Genomic DNA, 14,900 nt, shown 5'->3' with positions numbered 1-14,900 from the left:
GCATCCCTCCTCATCTGTTTCGGTGGCCGGTGGGGACGCGAGTACTGTGGCCCCGGTCTTCCGTTTTGGACGGGCCGGATTTCGGTGGTAGAGGCGCAGAGAAAGTGGGGTGACCTGCGGTGACGGTGGGGCGGCGGGGGCGTAGACCGGCGGGCGGCACGGTGTTGCTGACGTTCGAGGTCATCGCCGAGGCCCTGCGGGAGCGGATCCGCTCCGGGGAGCTGAAGCCGGGGGACGCGCTGCCGACGCAGGCCGTGTTGATGGCGGAGTACGGGGCCTCCAGCCTGTCCGTGCAGAAGGCCATGGCCCTGCTGAAGCAGGACGGCTACGCGATCTCCCGCCCAGGCAAGGGAGCCTTCGTCGCCCACCCCGACGCCGACACCGACGATGATCCAGGTGACGGGGAGGCGGGGAGCACGCCCGCCGGCGGGATGGTGGCGCGCGTCGAGGCGCTGGAGCTGGCGCTGGCCGAGACGCTTGATCAGCTCACCGTCCTGCGTGCCCGCGTCGAGGCCCTCGAAGCGGGCGGCACCGAGCGAGACCGCTGACCCGTCGGCCGGTGGACGGCAGGGGCTGGAGCTGTGCGTCCAGATTTTCTCTACGAGGTTCAAGGCGGGCCCCGCCCGCTGGAGCCGGCCCAACGTCGCCGACCGACCCAGGGTCAGACCGGCCCCGAGGTCTTCACGGGTGTCGGCGATCAGCGGTCTGCCAGGTCGTGACCAGGGCTCGACTGGTGCCCGATGGGAGCAAGTTGTGGGGTAAGCGCCGCTTACCCCAGCACCGCCCAGGGTCGGAGCAAGTTGTGGGGTAAGGACTCCTTGCACCTTGCGGAGCAAGTTGTCGCCTGCGACCGTCCTACGGTCGGATCGCGGGCACAGGGTCGGCCAGGGGTCCGACCCTCCCTCTCCCGCCGCCGGGCCCGCTGTGGGCGATGTCCGACGCCGCCTCGGCTCCGCAGCGCAGGCTCCCCGCCGACCGCTCCTGTGCCGAGCGATCAGAGCGTGCGCAAGCCCGCCGAGTGCCGAGACGCCCGCAAGCAGCAGTCCGAACTCGACCCCCGCGCAATCGGGACGATCAGGACGCCAGCAGCTCGGCGACTTCGGGAACGCTGCGGAACGCTCGCAGCCGGTCCATCATGATCCGTGCGCGCTCGGTGGTGCGTTCGCTGCCGCTCTGCCCCAGGGCGAGCATCCGGCCGGCGGTCCCGGCTGCAGCCTCGGGCTCGTTCGCATCGGCGTAGGCCACGGCCAGCCAGGACAGGTACAGCGCCAACTCCCTCGCGTGACTGGCGTCGTAACGGCCCAGGACGTCCGTCAGCAGCGGTACGGCGCGAAGCGGCCGGTGCAGCTCGGTGTAGACGCGGGCCTCCATGACCTGGAGTTCCCCGGCGTCCATCCAGTACAGGTACGACGGTGACTCGGTGCCGGCCGAGTCCTGGGCCAGGGCTTCGCCGGCTTCCCCGAGGGCGGTCATCGCCGGGCGGTCCTGCCCGGCGCGAGTGTGGGCCCAGGCCACGCGGTCCAGGTAGAGCGCGCGAGCCTTGGGCGGGGCGTCCGGCCCGGCGCTGTCCAGGGCGGCGCGGGCCAAGTGCACCGCGTCGGTTGCCCGTCCGGTGTTGCTCCACTGGTAGGCCAGCGAGCCCGCGACGTTCCCCGACAGCACCCCGTCCCCCGCCGCACGGGCCGCACTCATGCCGAGCCGGTAGATCCGCTCGGCCTCGGCATGCTCGCCCGCGTCGGAGGCCACCCACCCGGCGATCTGAGACAACTCACCGATGACCCGGAGCAGTTCGCTTCCCACCTCCTCGGTGTGGGTGCCCTCCCGGTAGAGCGTCACCGCTGCCCGAAGCTCCCGCAGGGCGGGGCCGATCAGGTCCTTGCCGTACACCACGTCATCGGCCAGCCGCAGGCCGTGGACCCGCTGAGCCAGGTCGGCCACCTGCCCAGCCCCGATCCGACGGCCCGTACGGGCGCTCAGCAGGGACAGCGGGTCGCCCGCGGGCAGGAAGTCGGCCACGGTCAGCACACGCGGCGCGGACTCGGCCAGTGGGACGGTCTTGGCCGCCTCCATCAGCTCGCGCGGCACCTCCAGCACCAGGGCGAGGAAGGGCAGCCACTCGCGCGGGGACCGAGTGCCGATCTCCCAGCGGGACACGTCGTTGCGCGTCGGAGGAACGCGCCCAGGAGCAGCATCGGCCAGCGCCTCGGCCAGCCGCCGCTGACTCCAACCGCGTGCCAGGCGCAGCCGCCTGACCAGTTCCCCGACCGTCTCCCTCACCCGGCCAGCTTGGCAGACAGCAAGGCAGACACGCTGGCTACTCCGCAAGGTTCGCGCCAAAGGGGACCCTGATCAACAGCCACAGCGGAGCCGACCACGGGCGGGCACGATGAACCAGAACAGCAGCCAAGCGGAGCGCCTGCCTCATCGGAGTGCGGGGTCCGCAGGGGAAGGGCCTCGGTTGCTCCCTTGGACCACCCCGGACGGGAACCCCTGCTACCTGAGCACCGACGGCAGGGGCTACCTCTCGACCCTCGCCGACGACATCGAAACGGTGCAGATCGGCATGGGCGAGGAACTGTTGGAGTACGCCCGAGGCGTCCTGGCACCTGGAACGCTCGCGCGGCCAGCCGTCGAATACCGCTGGCTGGCCTGCCGGCTGACCGAGGCCCTGTCGGATGCCCTCAGAATCGCGGACTCACGCGGGCAGCGCATCCCCGCCCCGCAGGAGGCGACCGAGGATGCCCGACCTGACGAGTAGTGACGGCCAAGTCCGCTACGTCTCCACGGCAGCAGACCTTCGATACCAGATGAATGGACACGCTGATGGGCACGACCACCCGCTACCGGTTCCGCGGGTACAACGTGACCACCGACCCTGACCCCCTGGCGCTGCCGATCTTCGAAGCCGTCTGCATCACCGGCGAAGAACAGGACTGCGGAGCCGCGTCCGGCGAGCTGCACACCCCGGAAGAGCTGACGCGCTGGATCGCCGGCCACTGCGCGCAGACCGGTCACCAGTCGTACGAGCAGACCACCCGCACCGTCGTCCGCGCCGAGCCCGGAGCATGGCAGTAGGATCACGCGCGCGGCCGACAACAGCACGACTGGTCTACACCTCTGACGGCAGTAGTGACGGCAACAACCACGGACTTCAGCGCACATCTACGGACGCCGACGGACCGTCAAACCACTGTTGACCTGCGAAAAGGCAGGTAGGGAGGGGTCGCGTAGCACACGTACTATGTGCTCGCGGGGACCACGCCGGTCCTGGTACACAACACGTGTGAAATTGGTGCAGCGCAGACTGCTACCCAAATTAGGAATGCGCCGGGACCCGCTACTGGCGGCTACAGCTTGTCGGACGCTGGCGGGAGTTGGCTGAGGGGATCGCAGGGTAACTTCGGGCGAATTCCGGGCCAGATTGCCGATCAACTGCGCGGGCAGACTTTCAGAAGCTTCGACGACTTCCGCGAAGCGTTTTGGGCCGCAGTTGGAAACGACTCTGACTTGGCCTCTTCATTCTCGGCATCCAATGTAAGCAGAATGCAGGGAGGAAGATCTCCATTCGTCGCATCCGGCCAATCGATGCCTGGGCAGTATAATTATGTCCTTCATCATGCGACGCCCATTTGGGCTGGTGGTGGGGTCTATGACATGGACAATATTGTGATCTTGACCCCACGACTACACTCGGAGATCCTGGACCCTGGCTTCCACTACGGAAGGTGAGTGAGTTGGCTGGCTTTGACCCCCGGCAGCCGAAAGCTGTCGAACTTGTCGAAATGATCCGCCATGGCGGATTCTCGGATGAGCGGTGCGCCGAGTTGATCGAGGAGCTGCAGCGACTTCTTCCGCATCCCGCATGGACTGACCTGATGTTCTATCGGGAGCCGCCACTTTCTGATGAAGGTGTTGTTCAGGAGGCTCTTTCGTATCGGCCCATCGAACTCTAGACGCCTGGAGTTTGACGCGTAATTGCTAACACAGTGGCCCCGCCGAAGACGATTTCGGCGGGGCCACTGTGTGTCTGACGGCAGTAGTTGACGGCAACGTCAGCGGACGGGTGCTGCACAAGACGGCGGATCGTCGCGGTCGCCGTCCTCGACTCCGGTTTCGGCGAGGTTGCCGAGTGCGTGCCCGAGGAGGTCAATGGCCTTCCGCTGAAGGCGGAGCCGGACGTGCGCGTACACGGTCGCAGTGACGCCGATGTGGGCGTGGCCCAGTAGCTCCTTGATGACGACGAGTTCGACGCCCTGTTCCAGGAGGAGTGTCGCGGTCGAGTGCCTCAGGTCGTGGAACCGGATCGCCCGCAGGCGGGAGCGGCGAAGCAGCGCGTTGAAGTTCCGTGTGAGGGTGGCGGATTCGATGGGGTGGCCGTCCGAGCGCGTGAAGACGAGGCCCCTGTCCACCCACTCCGCGCCGGCCTGCTGCTTCTCGCGGGCCTGCCGGTCGTGGTGCGCGCGCAGCGAGGCGATGCACGCAGCCGGGAGGGCGATGCGGCGTTCCGAGTTGACCGTCTTGGTCGGCAAGGTGGTGAGGCCACCGGTGCGGGTGCGTTGGAGGGTGCGGCGGATGCTGGCGGTGCCGGCGTCGAGGTCGAGGTCTTCCCAGCGCAGGCCGAGGAGTTCTCCCTTACGAAGACCCGTGCGGAGAGCGAGTTCAAACAGGGCATGGAGGCCGTGGCCCTGCGCGACGGTGAGGAAGGTGCGGGCCTCGTCGGCGGTGAGGGGATTGAAGCGACGGGGACGGGGTGTGCCAGTGCGGACGTTGCGGGCGACGTTGCGCGGGATCTCTTCCTCGCGCACGGCGTGTTCCAGCGCGGATTTCAGCACGGAGTGGATGTAGGCGAGCGTCAGCGGTGAGAGGTACTTGCGGCAGCACTTGCTGATGGCGCAGCAGCGCGGGCGGCGGTCCGCCTGAGCGTCGGGCTTCCGGCGGGCGTCGATGCCGCGTGCGCAGCACTGGCAGAGGGTCCGCAGCCCGTCCAGCCAGCTCCGGACGTCCTTGGCGGTGAGCTTTGCGAGCTTCTTCTTGCCCAGGCCGGGGATGAGGTACTGGTTGACGCAGGCGGTGTAGCGGGTGTGGGTGGTCTCCCGGAGCTGGTGGATGGCGACGTTGTCTAGCCAGTACGTCAGGTAGGCGGCCAGGCTGCCCTGGGCGGAGACCACTGGGATGCCGCGGTTGCTCGTGGCGGTCTTCTCGGTGAGCTTGGCGAGTGCTTCCTTGCGGGTGATGCCGTAGACGCTGATGCGCTTGCGGGTGTCGCCGGGGGCGAGGACGTAGCCGGCGGCTTCCCAGCGGCCGTCCTTGCGCTGGTAGACGGTGCCGTCGCCGTTGGAGCGGACCCTGCGCGAGCCGGTGCTGGGGGTGGGGTTGGTGTCGAGGGTGGTCATCAGGCTGCCTCTTCGAGGTGGTGGATGAGAACGGTCAGGGCGTGGGTGGGGATGCGGCGGGCGCGGCCGATGGTGAGGGAGGCGAGCTGCCGGGTGCGGATGAGGTCGTAGACGGTGGAGCGGCTGATCTTGAGCCGGGCCATGACCTCGGGGACGGTGAGGAGTTCGCTGTCGGCGGTCATGCGATCGCCCCCGTCTGGACGGTGGTGGTCAGCGGGTCGGTGGAGTGACCGGCCCGGTCACCCGAGCGCTGTGCGTGCCGGGGGCGGCTCGGTTGCTCGGTCCGGGGGCGCGGTGTGGTGGCCAGGAGGTCAGCGAGGTGGGCGAGTTCGGGCAGGAGGCCGGTTCCCGCGTACTGCCAGTGCGAGATCACCAGAGTCGTGTCCGTGCCGCCGCGCCGCCCGTCCTTCGCGCGGTGGCCAGCGCGGTGACCGGGGCCGGGGCCGGGGTCGGAGTGACCGGCGGTCAGGTCACCGCGGTCATCGCGGTCACCGTGCCGGTCAGTGACCGGCTGACCCTCACCCGCCGGTCCCTGCTCGGCGGATCGGCCGACCAGAGCTGGGCCGGTCGGTGTCGTGGTGGGGGCTTCGTCTTGGCGGCCACGCCAGGCGGTGCGTTCGGCCCGTAGTTGGGTGAGGGTGGTGGAGTAGTGGCGGGTGCGGGTGGAGAAGTGGCCTCGGAAGCCGAGCATGTGGGCCCACTGGCGCAGGCGGAGGTGAGTGTGCTGAGGCTGGGTGCCGAGGTGCCAGGCGGTGTGGATCATGCGGCGGGCGTGGTCGGTGAGGTCGTGCTGGGCGAGTTCGGCCAGGAAGCGCAGTCGGCGGTCGAGAGTGCCGGTGGTGGTCTCGGCGCCCTTGGTGGCGTACTTGGCGATGTAGGCGGCGACGTGCCGGTCGGTGACGGGCGCGTCGCCGGTGAAATCGGTACTGCGGATCGCGCGGACGTCGATCTGCCGCCCGAGGCGAAACACCATGGGCCCTGCCGACTGTGCCGGGTCGGCCTCCCCGGACCGGGAGGGGTGTTGGTGCTGGACGCGAGTGCGGTTGGCGGCGGCGCGGACGGAGTGGTCGAGGAGTTCGGTGGTGGCCCAGGTGGGTGGGGTGCTGGTGGGGCCGGTGGGTCCGTCGATGCGGATGACGGTGTGGAAGTGGATCTGGCCGCGCTTTTGGTATTCGGCGACCTTGGCGTAGGAGAGCGTGGCGTGGTGGCGCAGGGTGCGCTGGGTCAGCCCGGCGGCCTTGGCGATCTCGCGGCGCAGGTGGGTGGTGAAGCGGGCCCACAGAGCGGGCGCGTGGGCGTTCCACAGCACCGCGCCGGTGTAGTCGTACCGCTGCGGGTTCAGCGGGGTGCCGAGGAGCGGGTCGTCGTCGGGGTGCCGGGTGCCGCAGGTGCAGGGGGTGGTGCCGGGTTGGTTGTGGACGGGGCCGAAGCCGGGCGCGGTGAGGGTGGCGAAGACGCGGGGGTGGGTGGCGACGGTTGTGGGGATGGTCTTGCCGCCACGCAGTCCGGCGGCGATGAGCTGGTAGGTGTCGTAGCGGTAGAGGGTGGAGCAGGCGGGGCAGCGGGTGGTGCGGCGGTTGCCGCAGCGCAGCAGGAGTTCGCCGGCGGGCAGGTGGCGGGTGTCGAGGTGGTCGAGGATCTGGCCGGTGGCGGTGTCCAGGCGGGTGCGGTGGCCGGTTATGCGGATCGGGCGGGCGCAGCCGCCGAGGGAGCCGATCTGGCGGGCCAGGGGTGCGAGGTGCCCGGCGGCGGCGAGCTTGGCCAGCTTGGCGGTCAGCCGCGCCCGGCGTTCCAGCGCCGAGTTCCTGTTCGCGGACGTGTCGGGGCTGGTGGTGAGCGCCGGCGCGGCGAACGCCGTGCTGGCGGGAGTGGAGGTGGTTGCGGGGGTGGGGAGTTGGAGCTGCGCGGGCATGGGGACAGACCTCCGGCAGGAGTCGGGAGAAGAGGAGAGGCGATTGAGGGGCGACCCGGGTGATCGGCGCACGTGGGCACGGTGCGCGTGACGGCGGGCGCGGATGGTGGGCCGGGGACGTCTGGCCTGGTCAGCGGTGGTGTTCACCAGCGGTGCGTGAAGGTAGCATCGCTTCAAGCGCGCATTCAAGTGCATCCCTCCTCATCTATTTCGGTGGGCGGTGGGGATGCGAGTACTGTGGCCCTGGTTTCCGTTTTGGACGGGCCGGGTTTCGGTGGTAGAGGCGCAGAGAAGGCGGGGTGACCTGCGGTGACGGTGGGGCGGCGGGGGCGTAGGCCGGCGGGCGGCACGGTGTTGCTGACGTTCGAGGTCATCGCCGACGCCTTGCGGGAACGGATCCGCTCCGGCGGGTTGAAGCCGGGAGACGCGCTGCCGACGCAGGCCGTGTTGATGGCGGAGTACGGGGCCTCCAGCCTGTCCGTGCAGAAGGCCATGGCCCTGCTGAAGCAGGATGGCTACGCGATCTCCCGCCCCGGCAAGGGAGCCTTCGTCGCTCACCCCGACGACGCCGATGACCTCGACGGCCTGGACGTCGGGACCGCGCGCGTCGGCGGGACGGTGGCTCGCGTCGAGGCGCTGGAGCGGGCGCTGGCCGAGGCCGTCGAGCGGATCGCCGACCTGCGTGCTCGCGTCGAGGCTTTGGAAGCGGTCGGCGCGCGGAAGGGTTGAGCTGCGGTATTCCGGCCCGCAGCCGCTGGATCGGGTGACTTCTCCGGCTTCTCGACGCGTCGGATGTCAGGGCAGGGTTAGGGTCGGCCAGGTCCGGGATCCCGGGCGTGGCGGTGGTGTGTCGACGCCTGGGGTGCCGGGGAGGCAGACTGGGGCGAGTAGTAGGAGAGGCAGGGAGCTGGGATGTCGGTGCAGCCGATCGAGGACGCCAGGGATTCGGTGCCGCGCAACGCGGAGGGGATCGCGGCGGCGCTGTCCGGGGCGCGGCGGATGGAGTTTTACCGGGAGTTGCTGGCGGCCGCGCCGCAGGACGCGGAGGCGGTGCTGCGGCGCTGGTGGTGCGAGGCGGTCCTCGATGTCGAGCAGGCCCGCGGCGACCAGTTGACCGCTGCCGCCCTGGCAGGCACGCTGCCCCTCCGCAGCGTTGCCTCCGTGATCGAGCACCGTCGCGCGGCGGGGCTGCCCGTTGAGTGACGCCGACCAGCCGTACGACGAGGACGGCGAGGGTGGCGAGGACGAGGGCTGGCCCTGCTACCTCTCTCCGGAGGTCGAGGCCCTGTTCCAGGACCCGGCAGCGACCGGGGCGGTCTTCAGCGCCATCGTCTCCGCCACCGTGCGGATCAACGCCACACGCGGCCTCGTGCCTGGCAGCACTGCCTCCGAGCGCTGGCCCCAGCAACGGCGTATCGCACTCGGCCCCGGAGGCTCCCTCGGGGTCGCCGAGTACGTCATCGTCGCCGACGCCCCCGAACCCCACTGCGTCATCACCCGCGTCCAGCTCTACTGACCAGCCACCCCACGCGGGCGCGAGCCGCCGGGACGCCGGTCGAGGCGGTGCGTCCAGATTTTCTCTACGAGATTCAAGGCGGTGCCCCGCCGTCTGAGCTGGCCGAACGCCGCCGACCGACCCGTTGTCGGGCGTTCAGCCGCTGCCCGCGTGGAGCGCCGGTGGAGCCAGCAAGCCGACGTCCGGAACACTGCCCGGCCGGGTGCCCGCAGGGAGCAAGTTGTGGGGTAAGCGCTGCTTGCCCCAGCACCGCCCAGGGTCGGAGCAAGTTGTGGGCTATGGACTCCTTGCCCGCAACGCGGAGCAAGTTGTCGCCTGCGACCGTCCTACGGCCGGATCGCGGGCAACAGGGTCGGCCAGGGGTCCGACCCGCTTCTATCGGCCGGGCTCGCCGAGGACGGTGGCCGATGCCACCTTCGGCACGGAGCGAGGCTCCCCGCCGACCCCACCCGCGCCGCGCCGTTCCAGTCAACCGCTTGCCCGGCGCTGCGCGTGGCGGTAGGTCACCGTCTCGGTGGGTATCTGCCCAGAGAGCCCGGTCAGTTCGCCCACCAGGCGTACCGTGGCGCTGGAGGTGGTGAGCAGATGACGATGGAACTCGCGGACAACGTACGGAAGTACCGGCGCCGTGCCGGTATGAGCCAGGAGGAACTTGCCCACGCGGCGGGCCTGTCCCCGGCGACGGTCCGGAAGGTCGAGCAAGGCGGAACGGTCCGCATGGAGACGCTTCACGCTCTGGCCCGCGCTCTGGGCATCCCCACGGCGGCGCTCGTCGCGTCCGACGCACCGGAGCCCGTGGGACGGGCGGAGGAGCCGAACCGGCTCAACCTCATCCAGCTTCGCGCCGCGCTCACCCCGGCGGTGGGGCTGGTGGACCAGGACGCCCAGGCCGTGGGCGAGGAGCCGAACATGCGTGCTTACGCCCGAACGGTTCGAGACGCGCGGGTGCTGTACTTCTCCGACAGCTACAAGAGCGTCGCCGCCCAACTGCCCGGCCTGTTGCGGGACGCCGCGCGGGCCGTCGCCCACTACGACAGCGGAGACGAGCACCGGCAAGCCCTGCTCGCCGAGCCGAGGCGTTGCGCCTGGCCGGCACGTACCTCACGCAGGTGAGGCAGTACGACATCGCCTACACGGCCCTGCGAGGCGCCATCGCGGACGCGCGGGAGGGCGGGGACATGCTCGCCGCAGGGTCCGGGGTCGGCTGCATGTGCTGGCTGCTAGTGCGGCAAGGCCGGCTGGAGGAGGCGGAGCTGATCGCCGCCCAGAGCATGGATGTGGTGGAGCCGAAGATCACCGGCGCCGAGCCCGACCACTACGCGGTGTGGGGAGGGTTGGCCATGGAGGCCGCAGCCGCGGCGGCACGCAACAACCGCCCGGACGAGGCCAAGGAGTACCGCAGGGCGGCGCGGGTGGCGGCAACCGCCGTCGGCACGGCGCACCGCAACGTCTCCCGGCACTGGTCCGTCTTCGGACCGGTGACCGCCGCCGTCAAGGCACTCGAAGACTCCATGGTCGTCGGGGACGCCCGCGCGGTGGTGCGCAAGGCGGGCGAAGAAGTCGAGCTGTCGCCGAAGGCGTGGAAGCGACTGGGCAGGCCCAGCACAAATGACGGGAACCGCTTCACCCTGGACATGGCGCGCGCCCACACGCGAACCGGAGACCTGTCGGCGGCCATGGACGAGCTGACCCGCGCTCGTGAAGCCGCCCCCGAGTGGCTGAGGCACCAGAACTCGGCGGCCGAGACGATGCAGGAGATCCTGAGCAAGCGCAAGCGCACCCTGACCAGCGACATGCGCGAGATGGCCGCCCACCTGGGCGTCGTCGGATAGGTGCTACGCAGCGTGGCAGTTCGCGGACCTTGCGTTGCGATCTGCCCCGCTGGGTCCGTGGATTGACGTGAAGTCAGGTCGTTTCGGTCGCCGTGTCCTGTTCCAGCGACCGAGGCCGGAGATCCACTATGGGCATGCCGAGGGGCGACGCGGACCGTCTGCGTCGCAGGGAGTTGCACGAAGCGGCGTCGGGCATGGCGGGACCCCGCCTGCTGCCATGGACCACCGAGGACGGGCGCCCCTGCTACCTGAGCACCGACGGCAAGGGCTACATCTCGACGCTCGCCGACGGCATCGAAACCGTGCAGCTCGGCATGGGTCACGAGCTGCTGGAGTACGCCCGGGGCATCCTGGCCCCCGGTGCCAAGACGCAGTCGGCGATCGAGTATCGCTGGCTCGCCTGCCGGCTGACCGAGGCCCTGTCGGACGCGCTCAGGGTCGCCGAGTCGCGCGGAGAGCGCATCCCGGCACCGCAGGAAGAGGCGGCCGAGGAGGGTGAACCCGCGAACGCCAGCCCCCTTGGCGGACAGGAGGAAGGCTGATGGGTAAGGCCACCCGCTACCGCTTCCGTGAGTACCACGTGACCACCGTGACCGACCCCTTGGCGCTGCCGACCTTCGAGGCGGTCTGCGTCACCGGCGAAGAACGGAACTGCGCCGCCGCGTCCGGCGAGCTGCACGCCTCCGATGAACTCACGCGCTGGATCGCCGGACACTGCGCGCAGACCGGTCACCAGTCGTACGAGCAGACCACCCGCACCATCGTCCGCGCCGAGCCCGGAGCTTGGCAGTAGGATCACGCGCGCGGCCGACGACAGCACAATCGGTCTATACCTCTGACGGCAGTAGAGACGGCAACAACCACGGACTTCAGCGCACATCGACGGACACCGACGGACCGTCAAATCACCGTTGACCTGCGAAAAGGCAGGTGGAGAGGGGTCGCGTAGCACACGTACTATGTCCTCGCAGGTAACGCGCCTGTGCTGGTGCATAATGAGTGCCCGACTTCTGCAGCTCTCCGCGCGGCACCGCATCCAAATAATGTGACCTTCCCCCCGTTTGATGCTAAGAAGACGGCGGCTCAGGCCGGCTCTGCGCACGTACTTAGCGGATATGCAGACGAGGTCCCTGCGGGATTCGTTCGCGCCACTCCTGAGCAGGTTCTACAAATTCAGGGGGCGATGGGAATTCTTCGAACCCCGAATGGATTCCTAGATAACAGCGCCGGGGCAGGGGCGTACTATCTGTCGCATGCGGAAAAGCAGGCGTCAACGCTGATCCCCGGAAATCCAATATCGGTTTCCAGGGAGATGTGCGATAACTGTATCGATTGGTTCATGGCAAGAGCCGGTTCGCTGGGTCATTCAATTTATGTGTCAGACCCGGATGTAATCAATGTCTTCCATCCGAATGGAGGGTGGGAAGTATTTGACTGCCCTGGATGGGGTGGTTAGGTAAGTCAAGTGTTCAGGTGGCCGCATCGGGGTGCCTCATGCGGCCACCTGTGCTATACCCCGTAGTGGAGTGCTAGGCAGCACAGCTGCTGGATTCTCCCTGTATGCAATATGATCTTCAGGGAATGTTCAGTGCGGCTGACGTCGATCGAGAGGACCTATCCATGCCTGACCATCCCCGACCCTGGTGCCCGTATCCGGAGGGCCGGTCGGTTCAGTCATTGCTGGAGGCGGCTGATGAGGCTCAGCGCGGGGGTGACCTTGTCGCGGCAGGAAACTGGTACGTATATGCGGCTCGGCTGGGCGACGTAGGGGCCCGGGAGCGGCTTTCGGCCCTACTGTCTTCCATTGAGGACCTATCTGTGGCGGGGGATGCAGACGCAACGGCACTTCTGGCGGGAATTATGCTGATTGCCGGCTCTGATCTTTCTAGGGCCCGGGCCTTGTTTTTGGAAGCCGCTGCCCAAGGGGTTCCGGAGGCCAAGCGCGGCATGGGGTTTATGCTGAATAGCGGGGTTGGCGGACCGAAGGATCTTGCTGAGGCGAACGCATACTTCCAGAGTGCTATGGAGGGTGGCGACTCGTACGCTGCCTACAACCTGGCGGTGAATGTCAAGGTAGGTGCTGGAGCCAAGCCGGACCTAAAGAAGTATATGGATCTTCTGCGATTCGCGGCCCGAGAGGGTCTGCCCGAAGCATGTGCCTTGCTGGGCGATGAGCTCTCGGCTGTCGATCGGGACGTGGAGGCATTTCAGTGGTACCTTCGGGCGGCTAAATCTGGACACGCCCCCGCCATGTTTGTAGTTGGTTGCTGGTATCGGGGAGGGATAGGAACTCAGGTTGACGGTGTTCAAGCTATTCGATGGTTTCTCTCGATGCTTGACCGCGGGAATGCTGATGGCATTCATCAGGCCAACGATCTCGCGCGTTATATGACCGCAGACCAGGTTCGCGAAGGAGGCCGCCTTGCCGGGCGTGAAGTGGAGGCTGAGCTCCTCATTGGCAGTCATGGCCAATAAGGTTGACTGGGGCGCCTAGATGCAAACCTATTGCCGATATCGGTGCCGAAGGTAGGATGAAATCGCAAAACCATGTCACCGGAACCATCGCTTCTCTGCGGTGCCGCACGGCAGCGGCGAGGAGTTCCGCGCCAGGGTTGCACCCGAGCCGTAGTGGGCCCAGTGGCCGATAACGAGGGTTGTGCTCGGGTCGAGGTCGGGCCGCCCGGCGTGTGCGCGGGCCTGTGTACGACCCTCAGCACCGGTACAGGCGAAGGAGCCGGCGAGGATCGTGGCCGCCGGGAGTGGCGCGCTCGGGGTCGAGAGGGTCGGCGTGCCGCAGACGGTTCATGACGGTTCATGACGGTGTGGCAGGCGGTGTAGCTCAGCCGCCGGTCCTGCAGGACGGTGTTGGGGAGGACCGTGAAATTGCGCGTGGGCGCGCTACGATGGACGTGCATCAGGCTTGTTCCCTGTTGCCGGACCCCGGGGTGTTGGCGCACCGCCGGGGTCGATCATGTCTGGAGACCAACTGAGGACATCGTAGGGCTCCTGAAACGCATATGACGCTGCGTCACACGATCGAGTGATCCGGGCGGTGGAGCGGGACCGGCCCGCCGGAAGGTGCTCCGACGGGCCGGGGTGTGGGCGGTGTGAACGGTGGGGGCGGGGGTCAGGAGGTCTCGGTGGGCAGGCCCGCCTCGACCCAGTCCTGGATGCCCTCGCGGTACTTGCGGACGTCGGTGTAGCCGAGGGCGGTGAGCCGGTCGGCGACCTGGCCGCTGTTAGGGCAGGCCGGGTTGGAGCAGTAGGTGACGATCGTGGCGTGCCGGTCGGGCAGCAGGGTGGGTGCCTGGGCGTCGGTGTCGGCCGGGGTCAGCGGGATCGCGCCGGGCAGGTGCTGCTGCTCGTAGTACGCGCCGCCGAGTGCGTCGACGACGGTGACGGTGCCGTCGGTGATCGCCTTGGCGAGGTCGTCGCGGGAGATGAGTGTGGTCATGGCAGTGCCTCCGAGAGAATTCCGAGAGAATCGGACTACAGTCCTCTTGTGACTCACCATGACAGTAGCGGACCGCAGTCCGTTTCGCCAGAGCCGTTGGAGCTGCTGCTGACCCCGCCCCCCAAGGAGCGCGCCGACGCGGCCCGCAACCGGGCCGCGGTCCTGGAGGCGGCCGCCCGGCTGTTCGCCGAACGCGGCGTCGAGGCCGTGTCGATGGACCAGGTGGCCGCGGCCGCCGGCGTCGGCAAGGGCACCCTGTTCCGGCGCTTCGGCGACAAGTCCGGCCTGGCCGCCGCCCTGCTGGACGCCCGCGAACGCGTCCTGCAGGAGCAGGTCCTGCACGGGCCGCCCCCGCTCGGCCCCGGCGCCGACCCGGCCGAACGCCTCGATGCCTTCCTCGACGCCTACTTCGACTACCTGCTGGAACACCTGGACCTGGTCCGGATGTCCGAGACCGCCACCCCTGGCGCCCGGTACCGGATCGGCGCGTACCGGTTCTGGCACCGCCACCTGGCGATCCTGCTCGGCTCCGCACCCGACCCCGACCAGACCGCGCACGCGCTGCTCGCCGCGCTGGCCGCCGACCACGTCGCCGCCCTGCTGCCGGAACTCGGCGAACCGCGGATGCGGGCGGGCCTGCGCCGCCTCGCCCGCGCCGCGGGCTGAGCCGGGCGGGCCGGGCGGGTCGGCCAAGCCGGGCGGGTCGGCGGTCTACGAGCAGGCCGACCGGCTGCGCGGTCTGGCCAACGACCTCGGCCTGATATCCGAGGAGTGGGATCCGCTTGCGGGCCGC

Annotated in this window: 19 protein-coding genes; 14 read left to right on the top strand and 5 right to left on the bottom strand. The window is 68.8% G+C overall.

Features of this window, described 5'->3' with window-relative positions; all coding sequences use genetic code 11:
• Positions 1-161: 161 nt before the first annotated feature.
• On the top strand, positions 162-548 hold the full coding sequence (locus tag AB0D08_RS21825) for a winged helix-turn-helix domain-containing protein (protein WP_359890795.1): 387 nt from the start codon (positions 162-164) through the stop codon (positions 546-548).
• 526 nt (positions 549-1,074) lie between these two features.
• On the opposite strand, the gene AB0D08_RS21820 is transcribed toward AB0D08_RS21825, so the two are convergent.
• Entirely contained in the window at positions 1,075-2,277 is a 1,203-nt protein-coding gene (locus AB0D08_RS21820; protein WP_359890792.1) for a helix-turn-helix transcriptional regulator, read from the bottom strand.
• A 181-nt stretch (positions 2,278-2,458) separates the two neighbouring features.
• On the opposite strand from AB0D08_RS21820, the gene AB0D08_RS21815 reads away from it, so the two are divergent.
• From AB0D08_RS21815 to AB0D08_RS21800, 4 genes are all read left to right on the top strand, one after another.
• Positions 2,459-2,758 carry a hypothetical protein gene (locus AB0D08_RS21815; RefSeq protein WP_359890789.1) on the top strand — a complete coding sequence of 100 codons (300 nt, stop codon included), beginning with the start codon at positions 2,459-2,461 and terminating at the stop codon, positions 2,756-2,758.
• 65 nt (positions 2,759-2,823) lie between these two features.
• On the top strand, positions 2,824-3,075 hold the full coding sequence (locus AB0D08_RS21810; RefSeq protein ID WP_359890786.1) for a hypothetical protein: 252 nt from the start codon (positions 2,824-2,826) through the stop codon (positions 3,073-3,075).
• A 168-nt stretch (positions 3,076-3,243) separates the two neighbouring features.
• Positions 3,244-3,729, top strand: coding sequence for a hypothetical protein (locus tag AB0D08_RS21805; RefSeq protein WP_359890784.1), 486 nt, complete (start codon positions 3,244-3,246; stop codon positions 3,727-3,729).
• A complete protein-coding gene (locus tag AB0D08_RS21800; RefSeq protein ID WP_359890781.1) occupies positions 3,726-3,953 on the top strand; it encodes a hypothetical protein in 228 nt (75 codons plus the stop codon). Before AB0D08_RS21805 ends, AB0D08_RS21800 begins: the two co-directional genes overlap by 4 nt.
• 99 nt (positions 3,954-4,052) lie before the next feature.
• Here AB0D08_RS21800 and AB0D08_RS21795 read toward each other — a convergent pair whose 3' ends face one another.
• From AB0D08_RS21795 to AB0D08_RS21785, 3 genes are read right to left on the bottom strand one after another with little or no spacing between them, the layout of a single operon-like run.
• Complete coding sequence (locus tag AB0D08_RS21795) at positions 4,053-5,393, bottom strand: site-specific integrase (protein WP_359890778.1); 1,341 nt, start codon at positions 5,391-5,393, stop codon at positions 4,053-4,055.
• Positions 5,393-5,575, bottom strand: a complete 183-nt coding sequence (locus AB0D08_RS21790; protein ID WP_359890775.1) for a helix-turn-helix domain-containing protein — start codon at positions 5,573-5,575, stop codon at positions 5,393-5,395. The genes AB0D08_RS21795 and AB0D08_RS21790 overlap by 1 nt, the downstream gene beginning before the upstream one ends.
• Positions 5,572-7,170: a replication initiator gene (locus AB0D08_RS21785; protein ID WP_359890842.1), complete on the bottom strand. Its 1,599-nt coding sequence runs from the start codon at positions 7,168-7,170 to the stop codon at positions 5,572-5,574. The genes AB0D08_RS21790 and AB0D08_RS21785 overlap by 4 nt, the downstream gene beginning before the upstream one ends.
• Before the next feature lie 486 nt (positions 7,171-7,656).
• Between AB0D08_RS21785 and AB0D08_RS21780 the strand changes: the two genes are divergently transcribed.
• The 8 genes from AB0D08_RS21780 (at position 7,657) to AB0D08_RS21745 (ending at position 13,128) form a co-directional block, all read left to right on the top strand.
• Complete coding sequence (locus tag AB0D08_RS21780) at positions 7,657-8,034, top strand: winged helix-turn-helix domain-containing protein (protein ID WP_359890772.1); 378 nt, start codon at positions 7,657-7,659, stop codon at positions 8,032-8,034.
• A 183-nt stretch (positions 8,035-8,217) separates the two neighbouring features.
• On the top strand, positions 8,218-8,508 hold the full coding sequence (locus AB0D08_RS21775) for a hypothetical protein (RefSeq protein WP_033824756.1): 291 nt from the start codon (positions 8,218-8,220) through the stop codon (positions 8,506-8,508).
• Entirely contained in the window at positions 8,501-8,821 is a 321-nt protein-coding gene (locus tag AB0D08_RS21770; RefSeq protein ID WP_033824755.1) for a hypothetical protein, read from the top strand. The genes AB0D08_RS21775 and AB0D08_RS21770 overlap by 8 nt, the downstream gene beginning before the upstream one ends.
• A gap of 585 nt (positions 8,822-9,406) precedes the next feature.
• Complete coding sequence (locus AB0D08_RS21765; protein WP_359890769.1) at positions 9,407-9,934, top strand: helix-turn-helix domain-containing protein; 528 nt, start codon at positions 9,407-9,409, stop codon at positions 9,932-9,934.
• On the top strand, positions 9,931-10,653 hold the full coding sequence (locus AB0D08_RS21760; protein ID WP_359890766.1) for a hypothetical protein: 723 nt from the start codon (positions 9,931-9,933) through the stop codon (positions 10,651-10,653). The genes AB0D08_RS21765 and AB0D08_RS21760 overlap by 4 nt, the downstream gene beginning before the upstream one ends.
• 128 nt (positions 10,654-10,781) lie before the next feature.
• Positions 10,782-11,195, top strand: a complete 414-nt coding sequence (locus AB0D08_RS21755) for a hypothetical protein (RefSeq protein ID WP_359890763.1) — start codon at positions 10,782-10,784, stop codon at positions 11,193-11,195.
• A complete protein-coding gene (locus AB0D08_RS21750; RefSeq protein WP_359890761.1) occupies positions 11,195-11,446 on the top strand; it encodes a hypothetical protein in 252 nt (83 codons plus the stop codon). The genes AB0D08_RS21755 and AB0D08_RS21750 overlap by 1 nt, the downstream gene beginning before the upstream one ends.
• Positions 11,447-12,213: 767 nt before the next feature.
• Entirely contained in the window at positions 12,214-13,128 is a 915-nt protein-coding gene (locus AB0D08_RS21745; RefSeq protein ID WP_359890758.1) for a tetratricopeptide repeat protein, read from the top strand.
• A gap of 652 nt (positions 13,129-13,780) precedes the next feature.
• Here the strand turns inward: AB0D08_RS21745 and AB0D08_RS21740 are convergent.
• Positions 13,781-14,107 carry a rhodanese-like domain-containing protein gene (locus AB0D08_RS21740; protein ID WP_033824754.1) on the bottom strand — a complete coding sequence of 109 codons (327 nt, stop codon included), beginning with the start codon at positions 14,105-14,107 and terminating at the stop codon, positions 13,781-13,783.
• A gap of 96 nt (positions 14,108-14,203) precedes the next feature.
• On the opposite strand from AB0D08_RS21740, the gene AB0D08_RS21735 reads away from it, so the two are divergent.
• On the top strand, positions 14,204-14,773 hold the full coding sequence (locus AB0D08_RS21735) for a helix-turn-helix domain-containing protein (RefSeq protein ID WP_359890755.1): 570 nt from the start codon (positions 14,204-14,206) through the stop codon (positions 14,771-14,773).
• The last annotated feature ends 127 nt before the right edge of the window (positions 14,774-14,900 follow it).

It is taken from the genome of Kitasatospora sp. NPDC048540, from assembly GCF_040651175.1.
GTDB lineage: Bacteria > Actinomycetota > Actinomycetes > Streptomycetales > Streptomycetaceae > Kitasatospora.
The sequence above is the reverse complement of the archived record's forward strand: the minus strand, read 5'-3'. Positions and strand labels throughout refer to the sequence as shown.